Source organism: Pseudomonas gozinkensis, from assembly GCF_014863585.1.
GTDB lineage: Bacteria > Pseudomonadota > Gammaproteobacteria > Pseudomonadales > Pseudomonadaceae > Aquipseudomonas > Aquipseudomonas gozinkensis.
In genome coordinates this window covers 3,251,044-3,269,907 of record NZ_CP062253.1, presented here as the reverse complement: position 1 = coordinate 3,269,907, position 18,864 = coordinate 3,251,044, and the positions used below count along the sequence as shown (strand labels likewise).

Genomic DNA, 18,864 nt, shown 5'->3' with positions numbered 1-18,864 from the left:
AAGCGCTTCTGCCATTCAACGGTTGCTCCCGCTGTCACGGGCTGGAGGATTGGGAATGAAGGTGGGTGACGTGCTCGGAACGGAGCGCAGCGGCTGGCCATTGCCGATACCGCGATTTTCCAGGGTCGGCGGCCGTGGCACCGGCACCGTGTTCGGCCCGCGAACGGGTGGAGCGCTGGGCTGGGTGCCCTGCATGCTGTTGGGGTTCGCCCGGCGGATCGGGCTGTTGTAGGGGTTGTTGCTGTTACCGGTCGGACTTTGTGCCAGCAACAGCGATGAATGCGTGGTGGCGCCCTCGGCGTGAACCAGCCCGCCACTGAGGGCCAGCAACGCAATGCCAAACAGGAAACGGTTCATGAACGGCCTCTCTTGATGCGCGTGTTTTGATGCGTGTGGCTTAGAGCCTTCGAGTCCACGCTACGCCGAGGGTTCGGATTTGTTAACCCGTCACCGCTAAACAAGATGTAACACGGCTTGACCTGGCGTTTACCTGCATCGCGCAATCAACGGAAACTTTTACGCCGGGCCACGGGTCACCCGAACATCACTCGGAGAACAGCACCATGGCTCGGGCAATCTGGAAAGGCGCAATCAGTTTCGGTCTGGTGCACATCCCCGTGGCGCTGGTTTCAGCAACGTCGTCCCAGGGCGTGGACTTCGACTGGCTCGACAGCCGCAGCATGGACCCCGTGGGCTATAAAAGGGTCAACAAGGTCACTGGCAAGGAAGTTACCAAAGAGCACATCGTCAAAGGCGTGCAGTTCGAAAAAGGCCGCTATGTGGTGCTCAGCGAGGAAGAGATCCGTTCGGCGCACCCGGTGTCGACCCAGACCATCGACATATTCGCCTTCGTCGACAGCGAGCAGATCCCGTTGCAGAACATTGACACGCCCTATTACCTGGCCCCGGACAAGCGCGGCGGCAAGGTCTACGCCTTGCTGCGTGAAACCCTGAGCAAAACCCAGAAGGTCGCCCTCGCCCGAGTGGTTTTACACACTCGCCAATATCTGGCGGCGTTGATGCCCCTGGAATCGGCGCTGGTGCTGGTGAAGCTGCGCTGGCCGCAGGAAGTGCGCAGCCTCGATGAACTGGCGCTGGGCAGCGAAGTGACCAAACCACAGCTGGCCAAGGGCGAACTGGACATGGCCAAACGGCTGGTGGAAGACATGACGGCAGACTGGACGCCCGCGGACTACAGCGACGAGTTCGAAAACAAGATCATGGCGCTGGTGGACAAGAAGGCCCATGAAGGCAAGATCGAGGACGTTGAGACCGTTGATGGCGAAGAAGAGCGCAAGTCTGCGGATGTTATCGACCTGACCGAACTGCTCAAGCGAAGCCTCGGCGGGAAAGCCCCGGCCAAACCGGCGAAGAAAACCGCCAGCAAGACAACAGCGGCGAAGAAGACCAGAAAAGCCTCGTGAAAATGAAATCGGGCGACTGTCATTCAACAGTCGCCCGATTTGTCAGATCAGAATGAAGATCGCCAGCAGACCGCCGAAGATCGCCCACTTTTCCATGTAGTAGAGCTTGCGATTGCGCTTTTTCAGCTCTTTGCCGCGCAGGCGAATCTTGTAGATTTTGGTAAACAAACGGTTAATGCCACCGGTGCGGTCGCCGGCATCGTTCGGCGCACCCGCCGCGGACATCACGGTGCGGCTGAACCAGCCGTTGAACGCTGCTGCCCAGCGATATTTCATCGGACGTTCGACGTCGCAGAACAGGATGATGCGGTTCTGGTCAGTGGTGTTTTCCGCGTAATGAATGAAGGTCTCGTCGAACATCACCGCTTCGCCATCACGCCAGTGATAGCTCTCGCCATCGACGTTGATGTAGCAACCGGCGTCATTCGGCGTTTCCAGGCCCAGGTGATAGCGGTAAGAACCGGCGTACGGATCACGGTGACGCACCAGTTTCGAGCCCGGCGGCAATTCTGCGAACATCGCGGCCTTGATCGAACCGATGCTCTGCACCAGTTCAGTGGTGCGCGGGCAAAGTTGCAGTGCCGACGGGTGGCTGTCGCCGTACCACTTCAGGTAGAAACGCTTCCAGCCGGTTTTGAAGAACGAGTTGAAACCGACGTCGTCGTACTGGTTCGAGCGCTTGATCTCGCCGGCTCGCAGCAGGTTGCGACCTTCTTCACGGATTTCTTCCCAGTGCGTCTGCAACGGGCTCAGATCCGGGAAATCCTTCGGATCCAGGTATGGCGTGTTGGGCTTTTTCGAGAACAGATAAAGAAAGCAGTTGATCGGCGCCAGAAACGTCGAGTGATCGCTCAGTTGACGACCGATTTTGTGGCGCACGCGACCGCGCAGGTGAACGTATGCAATGGAAATGACATATACAGCGGCAATGATGAGTTTCACGGAAATCGTCACACGTCAGAAGTGAACAAACTGCGCGCCTTTAGGGCTGTGGCCCAAGGTCTGTGGCAGTGGTCTGAAATCAAAAAGCGTCCCGGTGGCGCATCCTTGAGCCCATGCCGTACAAGGCATTGGGTGAATGGATGGCATTTTAGCCACAGTTTGTAACCAATAGTGAACACTCATCTGTGAAAAACTGTCCCGCGATCGCACCAAACGGCAATCGGGATGTCACTGCCCTATCGTTTAAAGAGCCAGACCAGTACAATCGCCGCCAAACTTTACGCGCCCCCCTTGGTTGATGACGGGATTGTCCCGCCTCAGCGCACTTCGACTCGGGCCAAGCGCTCCGGCTGCACCCTCGCTACTCAGCACGCTTCGCAGGAAAAACCTTTGATTTCTACAGCTAACATCACCATGCAGTTCGGCGCCAAGCCGCTGTTTGAAAACGTTTCGGTCAAATTCAACGGCGGCAACCGCTACGGCCTGATCGGCGCCAACGGTTGCGGCAAGTCGACCTTCATGAAAATCCTCGGCGGCGACCTCGAGCCGTCCGGTGGCCAGGTCATGCTCGAGCCGAACGTACGCCTGGGTAAATTGCGCCAGGATCAGTTCGCTTACGAAGAATTCACCGTGATCGACACCGTGATCATGGGTCACGAAGAGCTGTGGAAGGTCAAGGCCGAGCGCGACCGCATCTACTCGCTGCCGGAAATGAGCGAAGAAGACGGCATGGCCGTGGCCGAGCTGGAAACCGAGTTCGCCGAGATGGACGGCTACACCGCCGAATCCCGCGCCGGTGAATTGCTGCTGGGCCTGGGCATTCCGCTGGAACAGCATTTCGGCCCGATGACCGAAGTCGCACCAGGCTGGAAGCTGCGTGTTCTGTTGGCCCAGGCACTGTTCTCCGATCCGGAAGTGCTGTTGCTCGACGAACCGACCAACCACCTGGACATCAACACCATCCGCTGGCTGGAAACGATTTTGACGGCGCGTAACAGCACCATGATCATCATTTCCCACGACCGTCACTTCCTGAACAGCGTCTGCACCCACATGGCCGACCTGGACTACGGTGAACTGCGTCTGTTCCCGGGCAACTACGACGAGTACATGACCGCGGCGACCCAGTCCCGCGAGCAACTGCTGTCGGACAACGCCAAGAAGAAAGCCCAGATCGCCGAACTGCAAACGTTCGTCAGCCGCTTCTCGGCTAACGCCTCGAAAGCCAAACAGGCCACTTCCCGTGCCAAGCAGATCGACAAGATCCAGCTGGCCGAAGTCAAGCCATCGAGCCGCGTGAGCCCGTTCATCCGTTTCGAACAGACCAAGAAACTGCACCGCCAGGCCGTAACCATCGAGCAGATGTCCAAGGGCTTCGACGGCAAGACCCTGTTCAAGAACTTCAGCTTCACCGTTGAAGCCGGCGAGCGCGTGGCGATCATCGGCCCGAACGGCATCGGCAAGACTACCCTGCTGCGCACGCTGATGGGCGAACTGACCCCGGACGCAGGTTCAGTGAAGTGGACTGAAAGCGCGGAGCTGGGCTACTACGCTCAGGACCACGCCCACGACTTCGAAGACGATGTCAGCCTGTTCGACTGGATGGGTCAGTGGACTCAGGGCGAGCAAGTGATCCGTGGCACCCTCGGTCGCATGCTGTTCTCCAACGACGAGATCCTCAAGTCGGTGAAGGTGATTTCCGGTGGTGAGCAAGGTCGCATGCTGTTCGGCAAGCTGATCCTGCAAAAGCCGAACGTTCTGGTAATGGACGAACCGACCAACCACCTGGACATGGAATCGATCGAGGCGCTGAACCTGGCGCTGGAAAACTACCCGGGCACGCTGATCTTCGTCAGCCACGACCGTGAGTTCGTATCGTCCCTGGCCACACGCATCATCGAGCTGAGCCCGAACGGCGTGACCGACTTCAGCGGCACCTACGACGATTACCTGCGCAGCCAAGGCGTAGTGTTCTGAGTCGAATCGAGCGGTAAACAGAAAGCCCTGTCCTTGTGACAGGGCTTTTTGCATTTCAGACTCAACATTTGCGTTGAGTCCAATACCTTCGCGAGCAAGCTCGCTCCCACAGGTTGAATGCATTCCAAGGTGGGAGCGAGCTTGCTCGCGAAGGCGGCATTGGGAACGCCGTCAATCGCGACAGAAAATAGTTAGCCTGCTTTCTTTTATTTCAGCGCCGAGCCATGATGCGGACTCTCCCACCGCCGCCCGCGAACGAGTCCCCATGTCTGCGCAGCAACAGCCACCGCAAAGCTCCATGGCGATCACCCTGCAGATCGTCTCCATCGTTTTCTATACCTTTATTGCCTTCCTCTGCATCGGCCTGCCGATTGCGGTGCTGCCCGGTTACGTGCACGAGCAGTTGGGGTTCAGTGCGGTAATCGCGGGGCTGGTGATCGGTTCGCAATACCTGGCCACCCTGCTCAGCCGGCCGATGGCCGGGCGCATGTCGGACACCATCGGCACCAAGCGGGCGATTGTGTATGGCTTGTCGGGGATTGTGCTCAGCGGTGTGCTGACGCTGGTTTCGACGCTGCTGCAGAGCTTGCCGCTGTTGAGCCTGTCGATCCTGATCGTCGGTCGCCTGCTGCTGGGGATAGCCCAAGGCCTGATCGGCGTCGGCACCATCAGTTGGTGCATGGGCCAGGTCGGTGCCGAACACACCGCACGCTCGATTTCCTGGAACGGCATCGCGTCATACGGTGCGATTGCCATTGGCGCGCCGCTGGGCGTGGTGATGGTCGCCGACTATGGCTTCGAAAGCCTTGGCATTGCGTTGTCGCTGCTCGCGGCCGGCGCCTTGCTCTTGATCCGCAACAAGCCATCGGTGCCGGTGGTACGCGGCGAGCGTCTGCCGTTCTGGGCGGTCTTCGGGCGGATTGCACCGTTCGGCGCCAGCCTGAGCCTGGCCTCGATTGGCTACGGCACGCTGACCACCTTCATCACCCTGTATTACCTCAATCGCGGCTGGACCGGCGCAGCGTATTGCCTGACCGTGTTCGGCGTGTGTTTCATTCTGTCGCGGCTGCTGTTCATTTCGGCCATCGGCCGTTTCGGTGGATTCACCTCGGCGATTGCCTGCATGACCATCGAAACCGTCGGTCTGGTCATGCTGTGGCTGGCGCCCTCGACCGCTTACGCCTTGATTGGCGCTGGTCTGGCCGGGTTTGGCCTGTCGTTGGTGTACCCGGCGCTGGGTGTCGAGGCGATCAAGCAAGTGCCCAACTCCAGTCGCGGTGCCGGGCTGAGTGCCTATGCGGTGTTTTTTGATCTGGCGCTGGCGATTGCCGGGCCGTTGATGGGCGCGGTGGCGCTGAATCTGGGTTATTCGTGGATTTTCTTCAGTGCGGCGCTGCTGTCCGTGACCGGACTGGGATTGACCTTGCTGCTCAAGCGCCGGGCCATGGCGTAAACGCTCACTGATCCGCCGTCTGCATTCCCGCGCGGGTCGGCCGGCCCAAGGCATGGGAGAAGAACCGCCCGGCCTCGGAAATCAGGTTGCGGTGGATGTCTTCGCGGTCCACGCCATCGGCATCGGTACACAGCGCCGGCATGGCGAGGATCTGCTCTTCAGTGCACGGCGCCATGAACACGAAGTGCCCTGCCCCGGCCAGCAGTTTGAAGTCCGGTGCGGTCGGCAGCTTGCGCGCCAGGGCCGCAGCGTTTTTGTCGAAGGCCACCAGTTTGTCGCCGTCGCCGCTGTAGAGCAGCACCGGGACATGCACATCGGCCAGGGTATGACGACCAAACTTGAGGCTCAGCGGCGCCATCAGCAGCAACGCATGCACGCGCGGATCGGCCACCGGTTGCAGATCGTCGCGATCGACAATCAACTCACCCTGGGTATTGCAGGCGTCACGGTCGTCCGGGCGCTCCTGGCAGTAACGGCGCAGACGATCCAGATCCGGCTGCGCGCCGGACAGAATCAACGCCGTTTCGCCGCCCGCCGAATAACCGATCACGCCAACCTGATCGGCGTTCACGTACGGCGCGAGCATGCGGTCGCCCAACGTCGCGGTAATGGCTTCGGAAATCTGGATCGGCCGGCCATAGAGATTGCTCAGCGTCCCGAGGCGGCTGTGGTCCTTTGAGTTGTCGCCGGGGTGAATCACCGCCACCACCACAAACCCCTTGCGCGCCAGTGAAGTAGCCAGGTCGTGCAGCGCCAGTGGCGTGCCGGTATTACCGTGGGACAGCATCAGCATCGGGAAACGACCGATGGCGACTTTGGTGTCTTCACCGGCCTCGACCGAATAGCCTTCGAGCAGGCTCAGGTGTTCGCGGTCGCTGGAAGGATAGAACGCGATGGCGCGCATCGGTTGCAGGTCGAGCGGATCGAGGAACGTCATCTCGTGATAGCCGACGCTCCAGCGCGGGTGCTGCCCGGGCGCAGCGTGCACTGAATTCAGGCTGCCGAGCAGGCAAATCAGTAACGCTGCACAAAGACGCATCATGGGATGCCCCACCCTGTTGTTACTCAATCGAAAGATCCGTTGTGTTCGACGCCCGAAATTCCGAGGTTCGGTGATCCGGCGCGGCGTTGCACTCAGACGTTGATCATCAGACTGCATAACCCGGGCCAGATTATGTAACAGTCAGAAACAAAAAACTCTGTATCTGGCCCTTGCGGAACCAGAATACAGAGTTTTTTTGAGATTGCCTGAACAGCAGCTGTTCTTTACGCAAGCCTTACGCGGCGGCGAACAGTTGCTCGCTGATCTTCGCTTGAGCGGCGGTCATGGCGTTGTTGCGCACTTCTTCGCCGTAGGCCAGACCTTCGGCACGCACGACTTCGATGTCGGTGATGCCGAGGAAGCCGAAGACCAGTTTCAGGTAGTCCTCGTGCGCCACACCCGAAGCCTGACCGGCGTGGATACCGCCAGAGGTGGACACGATCACCACTTTCTTGCCACCGCACAGGCCTTCAGGGCCGGCTTCGGTGTAACGGAAGGTCTGGCCGGCGACGGCGATGCGGTCGATCCAGGCCTTGAGCTGGGTCGGCACGGTGAAGTTATACATCGGTGCAGCGACGACGATGGCGTCGGCGGCGATGAATTCAGCCAGGGTGGTGGCGCTCAGTTCGGCTTCGTGCTGTTGTGCGGCGTTGCGCAGTTCAGCGGTGGTGCCAGCGGCCACCAGGGTGGTCGACGAGAAGTGGCTGATGGCGTCGGCGGCCAGGTCGCGGTAGGTCACGACAGCGCTTGGCTCGGCGGCTTGCCAGGCTTGAGTCACTTGACTGCTCAGCTGACGGGAAGCGGAGTTGTCGCCCAGAATGCTCGAATCGATGTGCAGCAGTTTCATGTGGAATCTCCTGGAATGAATCGCCGGTGGCGACGGAATGGGGACAATCCTACCGACGAAACCAATAGCTGATTAGACGGCAACAATGCGATAGTTTGTCCCACTGATAGAACAGTCGGATTTCCCTATGCAAGACCTCAACGATCTCTACTATTTCGCCAAAGTGGTCGAGGCTGGCGGTTTCGCCGCCGCCGGCCGCTTGCTGGGCATTCCCAAGTCACGTCTCTCGCGGCGCATCGCCGAGCTGGAAGAACGCCTCGGCGCACGTTTACTGCAACGCACCACTCGCCAATTGAAGCTGACGGCGGTCGGCGAACGTTATCTGCGCCACTGTCAGGCGATGCTGCTGGAAGCGGAAATGGCCGACGAGACGGTCGCCAGCATGTCCAGCGAGCCACGTGGGCGTCTGCGGGTTTCGAGCCCGACGGGGCTGGCCCATGAAATGCTGCCGGTGGTGATCAGCAATTTCCTTGGCAAATACCCCCAGGTGCAACTGGAAGTGACCCTGATCAATCGCCGGGTCGACCTGATTACCGAAGGCATCGACGTGGCCCTGCGCGTGCGCGAACACGGTGATGAAGAACCGATGCTGGTGACCCGCCGCCTGCGTCAGGCGCAAATGGTGGTCGTCGCGAGCCCTTCCTTTATACAGGGTGTGGAAATCAATCATCCGCAGGACTTGAAGAACCTGCCGGTGCTGGGCGCGCTGGAGGCCGATCGCATGGTGCATGTGCGCCTGCTCGATCAGCACGGCAAGAGTTGCGACCTGGCGCTGGAAGCCAGGCTGGGCATCGACGATTTCATCGTGCGCAAGGCGTGTGTGCTGGCCGGACAGGGTTTTACCCTGTTGCCGATGATGTATTGCGAAACGGAGCTGAACAACGGCACGCTGGTGCAGTTGCTGCCGGACTGGTCACTGCCCGGCGGCTGGCTGCAAGCGGTGTATCCGCATCGGCGCGGGGTGATGCCGGCGGTGCGCGCGTGGATCGATCATCTGGTCGAATCGTTCAATGCCTGTGGAGAACGGCTGTTATGAAACAAGGGAAGATGAGCGAGAAGGATGTTGCGGAGTTTTGCCTGGCCTTGCCCGGTGCCCGGGAAGACTACAAATGGGGTGGCGTGCGAGTGTTTTCGATTGCCGGCAACAAGATGTTCGCCTTGCAGGGGCTGCGCGGTGATTCGCTGGCGTTCAAGGTCGACAAGGACCTGTTTCTCGGTCATTGCGACCGGCCGGGCATTCATCCGGCGCCGTATCTGGCAAGGGCGCAATGGATCATCATGCACCCGCCCTACCCGCTGGGCGCCGAGGAACTGCAAGGGTTGCTGCAGCGCTCCCATCAACTGGTGGTGAGCAAGCTGCCCAAGCGCGTGCAGGTCGGGCTGTTGCTCTAGAACAGCGCCAGCAGGTTTGAACCGAGGAACAGTTGATCGATCCAGAACACCTGGTGCAACGCCACGATCATCCAGAACAGAACCTGAAACGAAACCTTGCGCGTCTTGTGCCGGAAGACCTGCTGGGCGATCAACGCGCCTGGCCAGCCACCGGCCAGTTCCACGGCGTGCAGGATGTTTTCCGGTGTGCGCCAGGCATCGGCGCGGGCCTTGCGCTTGTCGGCCCAGTACAGGAAAAACGCCAGTACGCTGACCAGCCCGTAAGCCGTCAGCGGCACCAGGGAAATCCCGCGCAGCCACATCGACAGCGAACCGAACAGCGGCAATGCGCAGACGATCAGCAACACCACCAGCTTCAATTTCAGATGCTGAATATTGCCACCGGAAGGCCCGCGATCCGGGCGGCGTGCGCGGGAATCACTCACGGCTTGGCCGCCGTCCAGTCAACCCAGCCGAACTGCCAGGTCGCCAGAATCACCAGACCGAAGACGATCCGATACCAGGCGAACGCCGCGTAGCTGTGGCTGCCGATGAACTTGAGCAAGCCGCGCACCGCGATCATGGCGAAGATGAACGCCGTGACGAAACCGATGGCGAACACCGGGAAGTCTGCCGGCACGAACAGGTCGCGATACTTGTAACCCGAATACACCGCCGCACCGACCATGGTCGGCATCGCCAGGAAGAACGAGAACTCGGTGGCGGTCTTGCGCGACAGGCCGAACAACAGGCCGCCGATGATGGTCGAGCCGGAGCGCGAGGTGCCGGGGATCATCGCCAGGCATTGCGCGAAGCCGATTTTCAGCGCATCCGTCCAGCGAATCTCGTCGACCGTTTCGGCGTGCACTTCATGCTGGCGCTGCTCGGCCCACAACATCACGATGCCGCCCACCACCAGTGCAGCAGCCACGGTGATCGGATTGAACAGGTATTGGTGAATCAAATCCGCGAAGATCACGCCCAGGACTACGGCGGGCAGGAAGGCGATCAGCAGGTTGGCGGTGAACCGCCGTGCGCTCGGCTGGGTCGGCAAGCCTACGACTACGTCGAGGATCTTGCGCCGGAATTCCCAGACCACCGCGAGTATCGCGCCGAGCTGAATGATGATGTTGAACGCCATGGCCCGCTCGCCTGCGAAATCGAGCAAGTCGGCGACAATGATCTGGTGTCCGGTACTGGAAATGGGCAAAAACTCCGTCAGCCCCTCTACAACTCCTAGAATCAATGCCTGCAAGGCGGTCCAAAGATCCATCAATCCCCCAAAGAGCGATGCCCGGCGGCATGCCCCGATAGTATTTTTTTACGTTCACTGCGTTCAGCGTAGCTGGTTATAGCTGTACCGATTCCGCACGCAAAGGATCCACACGAAACAGTCAAAATTCCGTGAAAAATCAATTTGCATTCAGGTTTTCACGCGCGGCGCCGAAATCCTAACAGACAAGCCGTAATAGCGCTGCCGCGTTCTACGACTTGGGTCGCGTATGCCCGGTCACCGAAACGTGGTTGGATGCTGGCGGTGGTTTATTACAAGAAAAAGAATCCGGAGTGACAGCGTTATGAACAGCTTGCGCAGTGTGTCGATCAGCCGACGCTTGTGGCTCATCTTGATTGTGGCGGTGGTCATGCTGCTGACGTTGGGCGTGTTGATGCTCAAGCAGATCCATGATGACCTTTACCATGCCAAGGCCCAGAAAACCCAGCATGTGGTGCAGACCGCCAGCGGTTTGCTGACTTATTACCAAGGCCTCGAAGCGGCAGGCACCCTGACCCGTGATGTGGCACAGAAACAGGCGCTGACCGCGATCCGTGGCCTGCGCTATGACCAGAACGATTACTTCTGGATCAACGACCTCACGCCCGTGATGGTCATGCACCCGACCAATCCCAAGCTTGAAGGCCAGAACCTCTCGGCGATCCGCGACCCGGACGGCTTTGCGGTGTTCAACGAAATGGTCGCCATCGCCAAGGCCAAGGGCGCCGGCATGGTCGATTATCGTTGGCCCAAACCCGGCGCCAGTGAGCCGGTGGCCAAGACTTCCTATGTGAAGCTGTTCGAGCCGTGGGGCTGGGTCATTGGTTCGGGCGTGTACGTCGATGACGTGCAGGCCGAGTTCCAGGGTCAGGTGATCAAGGCATCTGTGGTGGGACTGGTCATCGCAGTGATCATGGCGCTGCTGGTGATTCTGATTGCCCGCAGCATCGTCCGTCCGTTGCAGGAAACCGTGAACGCCATGGCCAACATTGCCAGCGGCGAAAGCGATCTGACCCGCAGCCTCGATACCCACGGCCAGGACGAAGTCACCCAGCTGGCCCATCACTTCAATGCCTTCACCACCAAGCTGCGTCGGGTGATCGGTGACTTGCAGGTGTCTGCCAGCGCATTGGGCCAGTCCTCCAGCGAACTGGGCAATGATGCGGCGCAGGCTCAGCAACGCAGCCAGCAGCAGTCGCAGCAAATGGAGCTGGTGGCCACCGCCGTCAACGAAGTGACCTACGGCGTGCAGGACGTGGCGAAGAACGCCGAACATGCTGCCAGCGAAATGCGTGACGCAGAGGCTCAGGCCCAGCAAGGCCAGGTCAACATCGACGGCAGCCTGCAGCAGATCGACAAGCTGTCCGGCACCATCGATCAGGCCGTCGAGGTCATCCGCACGCTGGCGACCGAAAGCACCCAGATCGGCAGCGTGCTGGAAGTGATTCGCTCCATTGCCGAGCAGACCAACCTGCTGGCACTCAACGCCGCCATTGAAGCGGCCCGCGCCGGCGAACAGGGTCGTGGCTTTGCGGTAGTGGCCGACGAAGTTCGGTTACTGGCGCAACGCACGCAGAAGTCCACGGCGGAAATCCAGACAATGATCGAGCGCCTGCAAAATCATTCCGAAGCCGCCGTGAAGGTGATCGGCGACAGCAGCAAAGCCTCGCAACTGACCATCGAACAGGCCGGCCTGGCCAGTGCCAGCCTGAATGCCATCGGCCAGGCCCTGCGCAACCTCAATGGCCTGAACGCCTCGATTGCCAGCGCAACGCTGCAGCAGGCGCATGTGGTCGAAGACATCAACCAGAACGTCACCCAGGCGGCGGGGTTGTCCCACAGCACGGCGCTGGCGGCCGAGCAGTCGAGCGTGGCCAGCGTGAAACTCGGTCAGCTCAGCGAACAACTGAACGGGCTGCTGCGTCAATTCCGCGTCTGATAACCCCTGCAGGTGGGAACTCGTTTCCCACCTGTTTTTCGGTACAATCCGCTCCCTTTTCTCTCCCCCAAGGATCCTGCATGTCCGGGCTCGAACTGTTTGCCGCCGCTCTCGGTGTAATCGCCGTGTGGCTCACGGTCAAACAGAATCCGTGGTGCTGGCCGATCGGACTGGTCATGGTGTCGCTCTACACCTGGGTCTTTTTCGAGGTGAAGCTGTATTCGGACATGCTGCTCCAGGTCATTTATGCCGGGCTGCAAGTCTATGGCTGGTGGCAATGGACGCGGGCCGGGACGATGCATGACGGACGCGAAGTCAGCCGGCTCGACACCCGTTCGATTGTGCAGGGGCTGGCCATCGGCGCGACGGGCAGTCTGTTGCTGGGCGCGGCCATGGCCCACTGGACCGACGCTGCACAACCATGGCTCGACGCGGCGCTGACCGGTTTCAGCCTGGTCGCGCAATTCTGGATGGCTCACAAACGCCTGCAATGCTGGGCGTTGTGGTTCGTGCTGGATGTGATCTTCGTCGGCCTCTTCCTTTATAAAGGGCTGTACCTCACGGCGGCGCTGTATGCCCTGTTCACCCTGATCGCGGTGCAAGGCTGGCGGGAATGGCGTGCCGATCCGGCGTTGCAACGATGAAAGTGATTGTCCTGACCGGCCCCGAATCCACGGGCAAGAGCTGGCTGGCGGCCGGGATTCAACAGCAGTTCGGCGGTTTGCGAGTGGACGAATATGTGCGCTGGTTTATCGAGCAGAACCCACGGGACACCTGCCTTGCCGACATTCCCGAGATCGCGCGCGGCCAGTTGCAGTGGGAAGACGAGGCACGCGCGCAGCAGCCGAGACTGCTGATTCTCGATACGCACCTGTTGAGCAACATTCTGTGGAGCCAGACCTTGTTCGGCGACTGCCCGCCCTGGCTTGAAACCGAGTTGCTGACGCGTCATTACGACCTGCATCTGTTGCTTTCGCCCGAGCAGATCGAGTGGACGGACGATGGTCAGCGCTGCCAGCCCGACTTGAGTGAACGACTCGCTTTCTTTGAGGCTACCCGGACGTGGCTGCAAACCCATCATCAGCCCTTGCAGATCATTCGGGGCAACTGGGGCGAACGCCAGCAGCAAAGCTTCGACGCGGTTCGCGCCGTGCTCGCGGACTGACCCGGTTTGCGGGGCGCCTGACCCGACGTTCCCCCTCTTTTGGGGTGAAAGTGTCCGTTCCTGAAACACTCTTTCCTCTGCAAAGGGCCCATCTCAAGGCCCTTCATCCCTTTGTCATGGGACTTGTTACGCCGCTGAAACACCTGCGCGCAAACCCTTGTCCCAGAGCTTTGCAATGGCTTTGACGGGTTGCGATGGCCCTGGCTTGTTTCAACGATGAAACAGTATTTGTATCAGCCCTGCGCTAATCGAACCTAACCTGCTGAAATACAAAGACAATTCAAAAGCGGCACAGCTTTCGCTCTCTCCTTCACAACGCTGACCAGGCCCAGCCCACTGAAGAAGGAATTGCCGCCGTGGGGAATCTCAAAACAGCCTTTACCTGCCTTCTGCTGATCGGATCAGCCGCCAGCCCTTTTCTCAGTTTCAACGTTCAGGCCGAAGGCAATGGCGTGATCGTGCTCAATCGTGATGTCCAGCCGATCCCGATCGGCCGCAGCGGCGGTAAAGACCCTTACCCCACCACCGTCAACGCCAACCCTTCGGGCCGCATCGATCAAGCGATGACCAGCACCGAACTCAACGACGGTGAATTTGCCAGTGTAGCCAGCGGGTCCTCGATTCGCGGCAGCATCACCACCCCGACTTCGAATATCCCGGGCATGAACACTGTGACTAACCCGAACGGTTTGCCTGGTATGGGAGGTGGTCACGGCGGTGGTGCCGGTGGCTCGATTTCCAACACCGTCAACCGTGCGATGAGCTCCGGTCTTGCTCCGCTGACCCGCATGGCTGGAGGCCAATAAATGAATCGTTCTCTGCTCCTGCTCGCCCTCCTCGGCTGCACCAGCGCCATGGCCGACCCCAGTTCCGTGAACAACGCGGACATTCAGGAAACCGGCATCCAGTATCGCGGCAACTACAACGTCAACCAGGCGGCCGGCGACCAGATGCAACAGACCAACACCAAAGCGATCGCCATTGGCACCCATGCCAGCGCGACCACCAGTGTCATCCAGCACATCAATACGCCCGCCGACCGGACTGGCAATGCCAGCGCCAACATTGGCGGCAACTCTTTCACCAATGGCAACGGGATCCTGGGCGTGAACCAGGGCGCCGGGGCCAACAACCAGATGGCCAACGTGACGCGCGTCAGCATCAGTGCTGCCCCGCAGAGCGTTGACGATAGCGCCCTTTCCCAACAGAACGTGGCGTTGTTACCGAGCTCAGGAGCAACTGGTACCTCACCCGGCAGTCGCCAGGTCACGACAAGTGATCAGGCCTTCACCGGCAGCCGAGGGGTAATCCAGGTGAACCAGAGTGCCGGGGTGGGGAACCGAATGGCTAACACCCTGAGCATCCGGGTCGCAGACTGACCCAAACAAGAAGCAGTGCAATTAGAAAGTACCAACACTTAACCAACTAATAAGCACGACGGAGAAACACCATGAAACCTACAATGGCCCTCAAACCACTGGTTTTCGCACTCGCAGCAGTGATGGCAATCGCAGCACAGGCAGGCGGTCGTGATGATGATCACGGTCATGGTAACGGGCACGGCAACGGTCATGGCAACCATGAACCAAAAGGCCCAACCCTGGAACAACTGCTGCAAATCGGCGCTGGCGCCGGGGCTGCAGTGCTCGACACGCAAAACAGCGACGGCAACCTGGTCGGCAACCAAGGCACCAAAAATGATGCCAACGTCAACAACTCGGCCAATGGCACCAACGGCAACGTTGGCATGAACAACACCGCCGGCGATGGCAACCAGCAAGACAACGCCGCCGCTCTGGCAACTGCCGACGAAAGCTTCATCTTCGGCTCTGCGGTGTCGGTTTCCAGCGCGACTCAAGTCAACAACAACAACGCTGTTGCAAACTACTCCACCACCAACAACGCCAACCTCAACAACGTGGGTAACGGCGGTTCCGGCAACATTGGCGTGAACAACAGTGCCGGCAACTTCAACCAACAGAAAAACAACCTGGCAATTGCTGTATCGGGTGGTCGTGTAGCTAACGCCGCTGCTGCTGCGAACCAAAGCTCCACTGGCCTGACTGTGTCCAACTACGGCACTCAAACCTGGAAAAAAGACACTCTCACTGGCACTGTTGCCGCCGTCGGCGTGTTCGGCGCCGTGGGTGAAGCTACCATCAAAGATGACGATCACGGTCACGGCGGTGGCGGTTATGGCAACAACGATCGTGGCCACGGCGGAAACGGCGGCGGCAAAGATCAAAAAGCCACCTTCGAAGCAGTGGGTGTCTTCGGTCTGGCAGGTGTGACCACTCAACAAGTGATGACCCCTGATGGCTGGAAAAACCCTGTGACCAACAGCGCTACTATCTCCAATGTTGGTAACAACTTCTCGGGTAACGCTGGTTACAACAACGCCGCTGGTGTTGGCAACCAACAAAGCAACTCGCTGTCCATCGCCGCAGGTTGCAAAGCCTGCATGTAATCGCGATCGAAACGAAAGCCCCGGAAACGGGGCTTTTCCTCAGTCCGCAAAGGCGTATCGATCATGCGTAAGACTGCCCTCCTCGCTCTGCTTTGCTTCTGTGGCCTGACCCAGGCCGCCCAGATGCCCGTTGCTGCTTTGCCTGGCGGCACGCTTGTCTACAAGAACGTGCAAAGCATCCGTGAGCGCAAGTTTGCCGACATCGTCGAACAGAAAACCGACTTCAGCTGCGGCGCCGCCGCACTGGCGACGGTATTGCGCCAGGCCTATTGGCTCGACGTCGATGAAGAGCACATCATCAAAGGCATGCTGGTCAACGCTGACCAGGACCTTGTTCGTACTCAGGGTTTTTCCATGCTGGACATGAAGCGCTACATAGAAAGCATCGGCATGCGCGCCAGGGGTTACAAGATTCCACCGGAAAAACTCGACGCAGTCACGATCCCGGTGGTGGTACTGATGGAAATTCGCGGCTACAAGCATTTCGTGGTGATGCAGCGGGCGGACAAGGATTGGGTTTACATCGGAGACCCGGTTTTAGGACACAAACGCTACTCCCATGATGACTTTGTCAAAGGTTGGAACGGCATTGTCTTTGCCATCGTCGGCCCCGGATATGACAAGGCCAATGCCTTGCGCAGCCCTCCGGTACCGGTGACGGCCAAAAACAAGCTGGATGCCTTCAACCCTGTCAAAGATGCTGAATTGATGGACTTCGGGTTCATACAGAGCGACTTCTTTTAATCGCCGATTACAAGAGTGGGGCTGGATGTCCCGGGAGCAGCAGATGAAAACCTCATACTGGCTGGCCGCCGCCTGCCTGGCAGCGAGCGCATCAGGCTATGCCAATGCAGGATTCAAACCCATCGAAATCAAGGACCAGGAGCTCGCAGAGCTGCGCGGTCGCTACGTGATGCCGGGCCGGATCATCAGTTTCGGCATCGTCATGAGCAGTACCTGGCGCAATGCCAGTGGAGACTTGATCGGGGCGGCCGCCTCGATGCAACTCCAGGCAGCAACGGTCAAACCCGAATTCTATGTCTCGACCATCAAGGAACACGGCAATGGCAGCACCCCCGAACTCGGGACTGGCAGTGTCATTGGTGGCGCAGCCCTGAACACCTCGCAAGGCGTTACGCAAAGCGTGCGCGCAGCGGGCGACGGCAACACCGCCTCCAACAACGTTGCGATCAACGTCAAAGAGGCCAGTCAGGCCCCGGCCCTGGTGCCTGCCCAGGGGCAAGCCCTGACAGCCGGCCAGACCATCACCGGCAGCAATGCCGCGGGTAATGTTGCCGTCTCTGCCACCGGTGGCGGCGTCCAGATGGCCATTCAGGCCAGCGGTAACCAGGGCACTGCGCTGCAACAGGTCGCTCAGAGCGGACTGCTGCAGAACACTCGCCTGTTGGGCAATGCAAACGTAGTCAACAACCTGACACAACTCAACGTTGTCCTTAACAATAACGGCATGAGTGCCGGCGCACTGGACTGCAACCTGACTCAACTCAGGGCACTACGCAACATCGGATATTGAACTACGCTGAGTCTCGATCATTGGGCTTAAAGGGACGGCTTATTCATGTATCGATCAGTATCACTGCGTGCCGCTGTATGTTTGAGTACTCTTCTACCTGCGGCAATGCTGCAAGCAGCACCGGACGCTGATGTAGAAGCCCTGAAACAGGAACTTCTGGAGCTGAAACAACGTTACGAAGTACAACAGAAAGCCCTGGCGGTACTCGAACAACGGGTCCGCCAGGTCGAAGAACAACCCGCCTCCCCGCCCCCAAAACGCCTGGCCAAATCGCCTTCGGACATGAAAGGCAACCGGGTGGCTGCCGGGACGGGAGCCGCAGCAGCGTCGGGGGGCGCCGCCGGGGGCAGTGGCGCATCCTATGGCCAGTCGCTGGCCGACGATTCGCAACCGGCGCAGAGCGTGTCCAACCTGTACGACGAAGCCAGCGGCTTCTTTGGCGGCGGCAAGTTCAGCTTTGAAACCGGCGTGACCTACTCGCGCTACGACACCCGCCAGCTGATTCTCAACGGTTTCCTTGCACTGGACTCGATTTTCCTCGGCAACATCAACCTCGACCGGATCAAGGCCGATACCTGGACCCTGGACCTGACGGGCCGCTACAACTTCGACAACCGCTGGCAGTTCGACCTGAACGTGCCGGTGGTCTACCGCGAATCGACCTATCAGTCCGGCGGCGGCAACGGCGGCGCCTCCAACGTCACCACCGAACAGGACGTAAGTCGTGACCCGACCATCGGCGATGTCAACTTCGGTATTGCCTACAAGTTCCTGGACGAGTCGGTCAACACACCGGACGCCGTGGTTTCCTTGCGGGTCAAGGCACCTACAGGCAAGGATCCGTTCGGTATCAAGCTGCGCCAGACCGATGCCAACTCGAACCTGTTCGTGCCTGACACCCTGCCAACCGGCAACGGCGTCTGGTCGATCACCCCGGGCATCTCGCTGGTCAAGACATTCGACCCGGCCGTGCTGTTCGGCAGCCTGTCCTACACCCACAACCTCGAGGAGTCGTTCGACGACATCAGTTCGACCGTCAACCAGAAAAACCCGGGCAAGGTACGCATCGGCGACAGCTTCCAGATCGGCGCGGGTGTTGCCTTCGCACTGAACGAGAAGATGAGTATGTCGTTCTCCGTCTCTGACCTGGTGCAACGCAAGAGCAAGCTGAAACAGGATGGCGGGGATTGGGAATCGGTGGTGTCCAGCGACGCCAACGCCGGTTACTTCAACGTCGGCATGACCATTGCGGCCACCGACAACCTGACCATCGTGCCCAACCTGTCCATCGGCATGACGGACGATGCCCCGGACTTCTCCTTCAGCCTGAAATTCCCGTACTACTTCTAAACCGCAACATCATGAAAAGGCCCGCTGCGACTTGCATCGCAGCGGGCCTTTTCAGCTTCCTGAAGCCAGGAAGCGCCGCG

The 18,864-nt window shown here is 59.6% G+C and carries 20 protein-coding genes; 14 read left to right on the top strand and 6 right to left on the bottom strand.

Annotation, left to right across the window (positions count from 1 at the left end; genetic code table 11):
* Positions 1–15 precede the first annotated feature (15 nt).
* On the bottom strand, positions 16–357 hold the full coding sequence (locus IHQ43_RS14490; RefSeq protein ID WP_192564921.1) for a hypothetical protein: 342 nt from the start codon (positions 355–357) through the stop codon (positions 16–18).
* Between the two features lie 206 nt (positions 358–563).
* Here IHQ43_RS14490 and ku point away from each other — a divergent pair, with 206 nt between their 5' ends.
* Positions 564–1,424, top strand: coding sequence for a non-homologous end joining protein Ku (gene ku, locus IHQ43_RS14485; RefSeq protein ID WP_192564920.1), 861 nt, complete (start codon positions 564–566; stop codon positions 1,422–1,424).
* A 42-nt stretch (positions 1,425–1,466) separates the two neighbouring features.
* Here the strand turns inward: ku and lpxO are convergent, their stop codons facing one another.
* Positions 1,467–2,366, bottom strand: coding sequence for a lipid A hydroxylase LpxO (gene lpxO, locus IHQ43_RS14480; RefSeq protein WP_192564919.1), 900 nt, complete (start codon positions 2,364–2,366; stop codon positions 1,467–1,469).
* Between the two features lie 390 nt (positions 2,367–2,756).
* Between lpxO and IHQ43_RS14475 the strand changes: the two genes are divergently transcribed.
* Positions 2,757–4,343: an ABC-F family ATPase gene (locus tag IHQ43_RS14475; protein WP_039768209.1), complete on the top strand. Its 1,587-nt coding sequence runs from the start codon at positions 2,757–2,759 to the stop codon at positions 4,341–4,343.
* A 265-nt stretch (positions 4,344–4,608) separates the two neighbouring features.
* A complete protein-coding gene (locus IHQ43_RS14470) occupies positions 4,609–5,796 on the top strand; it encodes an MFS transporter (RefSeq protein ID WP_192564918.1) in 1,188 nt (395 codons plus the stop codon).
* 4 nt (positions 5,797–5,800) lie between these two features.
* On the opposite strand, the gene IHQ43_RS14465 is transcribed toward IHQ43_RS14470, so the two are convergent.
* Positions 5,801–6,838 (bottom strand): alpha/beta hydrolase family protein, encoded by a 1,038-nt coding sequence (locus IHQ43_RS14465; protein ID WP_192564917.1) that lies wholly within the window; start codon positions 6,836–6,838, stop codon positions 5,801–5,803.
* 235 nt (positions 6,839–7,073) lie between these two features.
* Complete coding sequence (locus tag IHQ43_RS14460; protein WP_192564916.1) at positions 7,074–7,685, bottom strand: FMN-dependent NADH-azoreductase; 612 nt, start codon at positions 7,683–7,685, stop codon at positions 7,074–7,076.
* Between the two features lie 127 nt (positions 7,686–7,812).
* Here IHQ43_RS14460 and IHQ43_RS14455 point away from each other — a divergent pair, with 127 nt between their 5' ends.
* Entirely contained in the window at positions 7,813–8,721 is a 909-nt protein-coding gene (locus tag IHQ43_RS14455) for a LysR substrate-binding domain-containing protein (protein ID WP_127798053.1), read from the top strand.
* The gene (locus IHQ43_RS14450) at positions 8,718–9,077 is read left to right on the top strand and encodes an MmcQ/YjbR family DNA-binding protein (protein ID WP_064381756.1); all 360 of its coding nucleotides are present in this window, start codon (positions 8,718–8,720) and stop codon (positions 9,075–9,077) included. The genes IHQ43_RS14455 and IHQ43_RS14450 overlap by 4 nt, the downstream gene beginning before the upstream one ends.
* On the opposite strand, the gene IHQ43_RS14445 is transcribed toward IHQ43_RS14450, so the two are convergent.
* Positions 9,074–9,502, bottom strand: a complete 429-nt coding sequence (locus IHQ43_RS14445) for a DUF1294 domain-containing protein (protein WP_039768201.1) — start codon at positions 9,500–9,502, stop codon at positions 9,074–9,076. The two genes, IHQ43_RS14450 and IHQ43_RS14445, sit on opposite strands and share 4 nt — an antisense overlap.
* Positions 9,499–10,329: an undecaprenyl-diphosphate phosphatase gene (locus IHQ43_RS14440; protein WP_192564915.1), complete on the bottom strand. Its 831-nt coding sequence runs from the start codon at positions 10,327–10,329 to the stop codon at positions 9,499–9,501. Before IHQ43_RS14440 ends, IHQ43_RS14445 begins: the two co-directional genes overlap by 4 nt.
* A 304-nt stretch (positions 10,330–10,633) precedes the next feature.
* Between IHQ43_RS14440 and IHQ43_RS14435 the strand changes: the two genes are divergently transcribed.
* The 9 genes from IHQ43_RS14435 (at position 10,634) to IHQ43_RS14395 (ending at position 18,784) form a co-directional block, all read left to right on the top strand.
* Positions 10,634–12,268 (top strand): methyl-accepting chemotaxis protein, encoded by a 1,635-nt coding sequence (locus IHQ43_RS14435; RefSeq protein WP_192564914.1) that lies wholly within the window; start codon positions 10,634–10,636, stop codon positions 12,266–12,268.
* 80 nt (positions 12,269–12,348) lie between these two features.
* The gene (pnuC, locus tag IHQ43_RS14430; RefSeq protein ID WP_192564913.1) at positions 12,349–12,912 is read left to right on the top strand and encodes a nicotinamide riboside transporter PnuC; all 564 of its coding nucleotides are present in this window, start codon (positions 12,349–12,351) and stop codon (positions 12,910–12,912) included.
* Positions 12,909–13,433 (top strand): AAA family ATPase, encoded by a 525-nt coding sequence (locus IHQ43_RS14425; RefSeq protein WP_192564912.1) that lies wholly within the window; start codon positions 12,909–12,911, stop codon positions 13,431–13,433. Before pnuC ends, IHQ43_RS14425 begins: the two co-directional genes overlap by 4 nt.
* A gap of 356 nt (positions 13,434–13,789) precedes the next feature.
* Positions 13,790–14,239 carry a hypothetical protein gene (locus tag IHQ43_RS14420; protein WP_192564911.1) on the top strand — a complete coding sequence of 150 codons (450 nt, stop codon included), beginning with the start codon at positions 13,790–13,792 and terminating at the stop codon, positions 14,237–14,239.
* Complete coding sequence (locus IHQ43_RS14415) at positions 14,240–14,812, top strand: adhesin (RefSeq protein WP_192564910.1); 573 nt, start codon at positions 14,240–14,242, stop codon at positions 14,810–14,812.
* Positions 14,813–14,883: 71 nt separating this feature from the next.
* A complete protein-coding gene (locus IHQ43_RS14410; RefSeq protein WP_192564909.1) occupies positions 14,884–15,900 on the top strand; it encodes a heme utilization protein in 1,017 nt (338 codons plus the stop codon).
* 63 nt (positions 15,901–15,963) lie between these two features.
* Positions 15,964–16,644, top strand: coding sequence for a C39 family peptidase (locus tag IHQ43_RS14405; RefSeq protein ID WP_007957477.1), 681 nt, complete (start codon positions 15,964–15,966; stop codon positions 16,642–16,644).
* Positions 16,645–16,687: 43 nt separating this feature from the next.
* Positions 16,688–17,434 (top strand): hypothetical protein, encoded by a 747-nt coding sequence (locus IHQ43_RS14400; RefSeq protein WP_192564908.1) that lies wholly within the window; start codon positions 16,688–16,690, stop codon positions 17,432–17,434.
* Positions 17,435–17,479: 45 nt separating this feature from the next.
* On the top strand, positions 17,480–18,784 hold the full coding sequence (locus tag IHQ43_RS14395) for a hypothetical protein (RefSeq protein ID WP_192564907.1): 1,305 nt from the start codon (positions 17,480–17,482) through the stop codon (positions 18,782–18,784).
* Positions 18,785–18,864 lie beyond the last annotated feature (80 nt).

Coding starts and splice junctions, on each gene's coding strand:
- IHQ43_RS14490 (WP_192564921.1), bottom strand. CDS start 357: ATGAACCGTTTCCTGTTTGGCATTGCGTTGCTGGCCCTCAGTGGCGGG.
- ku (WP_192564920.1), top strand. CDS start 564: ATGGCTCGGGCAATCTGGAAAGGCGCAATCAGTTTCGGTCTGGTGCAC.
- IHQ43_RS14470 (WP_192564918.1), top strand. CDS start 4,609: ATGTCTGCGCAGCAACAGCCACCGCAAAGCTCCATGGCGATCACCCTG.
- IHQ43_RS14465 (WP_192564917.1), bottom strand. CDS start 6,838: ATGATGCGTCTTTGTGCAGCGTTACTGATTTGCCTGCTCGGCAGCCTG.
- IHQ43_RS14460 (WP_192564916.1), bottom strand. CDS start 7,685: ATGAAACTGCTGCACATCGATTCGAGCATTCTGGGCGACAACTCCGCT.
- IHQ43_RS14455 (WP_127798053.1), top strand. CDS start 7,813: ATGCAAGACCTCAACGATCTCTACTATTTCGCCAAAGTGGTCGAGGCT.
- IHQ43_RS14450 (WP_064381756.1), top strand. CDS start 8,718: ATGAAACAAGGGAAGATGAGCGAGAAGGATGTTGCGGAGTTTTGCCTG.
- IHQ43_RS14440 (WP_192564915.1), bottom strand. CDS start 10,329: ATGGATCTTTGGACCGCCTTGCAGGCATTGATTCTAGGAGTTGTAGAG.
- IHQ43_RS14435 (WP_192564914.1), top strand. CDS start 10,634: ATGAACAGCTTGCGCAGTGTGTCGATCAGCCGACGCTTGTGGCTCATC.
- pnuC (WP_192564913.1), top strand. CDS start 12,349: ATGTCCGGGCTCGAACTGTTTGCCGCCGCTCTCGGTGTAATCGCCGTG.
- IHQ43_RS14425 (WP_192564912.1), top strand. CDS start 12,909: ATGAAAGTGATTGTCCTGACCGGCCCCGAATCCACGGGCAAGAGCTGG.
- IHQ43_RS14415 (WP_192564910.1), top strand. CDS start 14,240: ATGAATCGTTCTCTGCTCCTGCTCGCCCTCCTCGGCTGCACCAGCGCC.
- IHQ43_RS14410 (WP_192564909.1), top strand. CDS start 14,884: ATGAAACCTACAATGGCCCTCAAACCACTGGTTTTCGCACTCGCAGCA.
- IHQ43_RS14405 (WP_007957477.1), top strand. CDS start 15,964: ATGCGTAAGACTGCCCTCCTCGCTCTGCTTTGCTTCTGTGGCCTGACC.
- IHQ43_RS14400 (WP_192564908.1), top strand. CDS start 16,688: ATGAAAACCTCATACTGGCTGGCCGCCGCCTGCCTGGCAGCGAGCGCA.
- IHQ43_RS14395 (WP_192564907.1), top strand. CDS start 17,480: ATGTATCGATCAGTATCACTGCGTGCCGCTGTATGTTTGAGTACTCTT.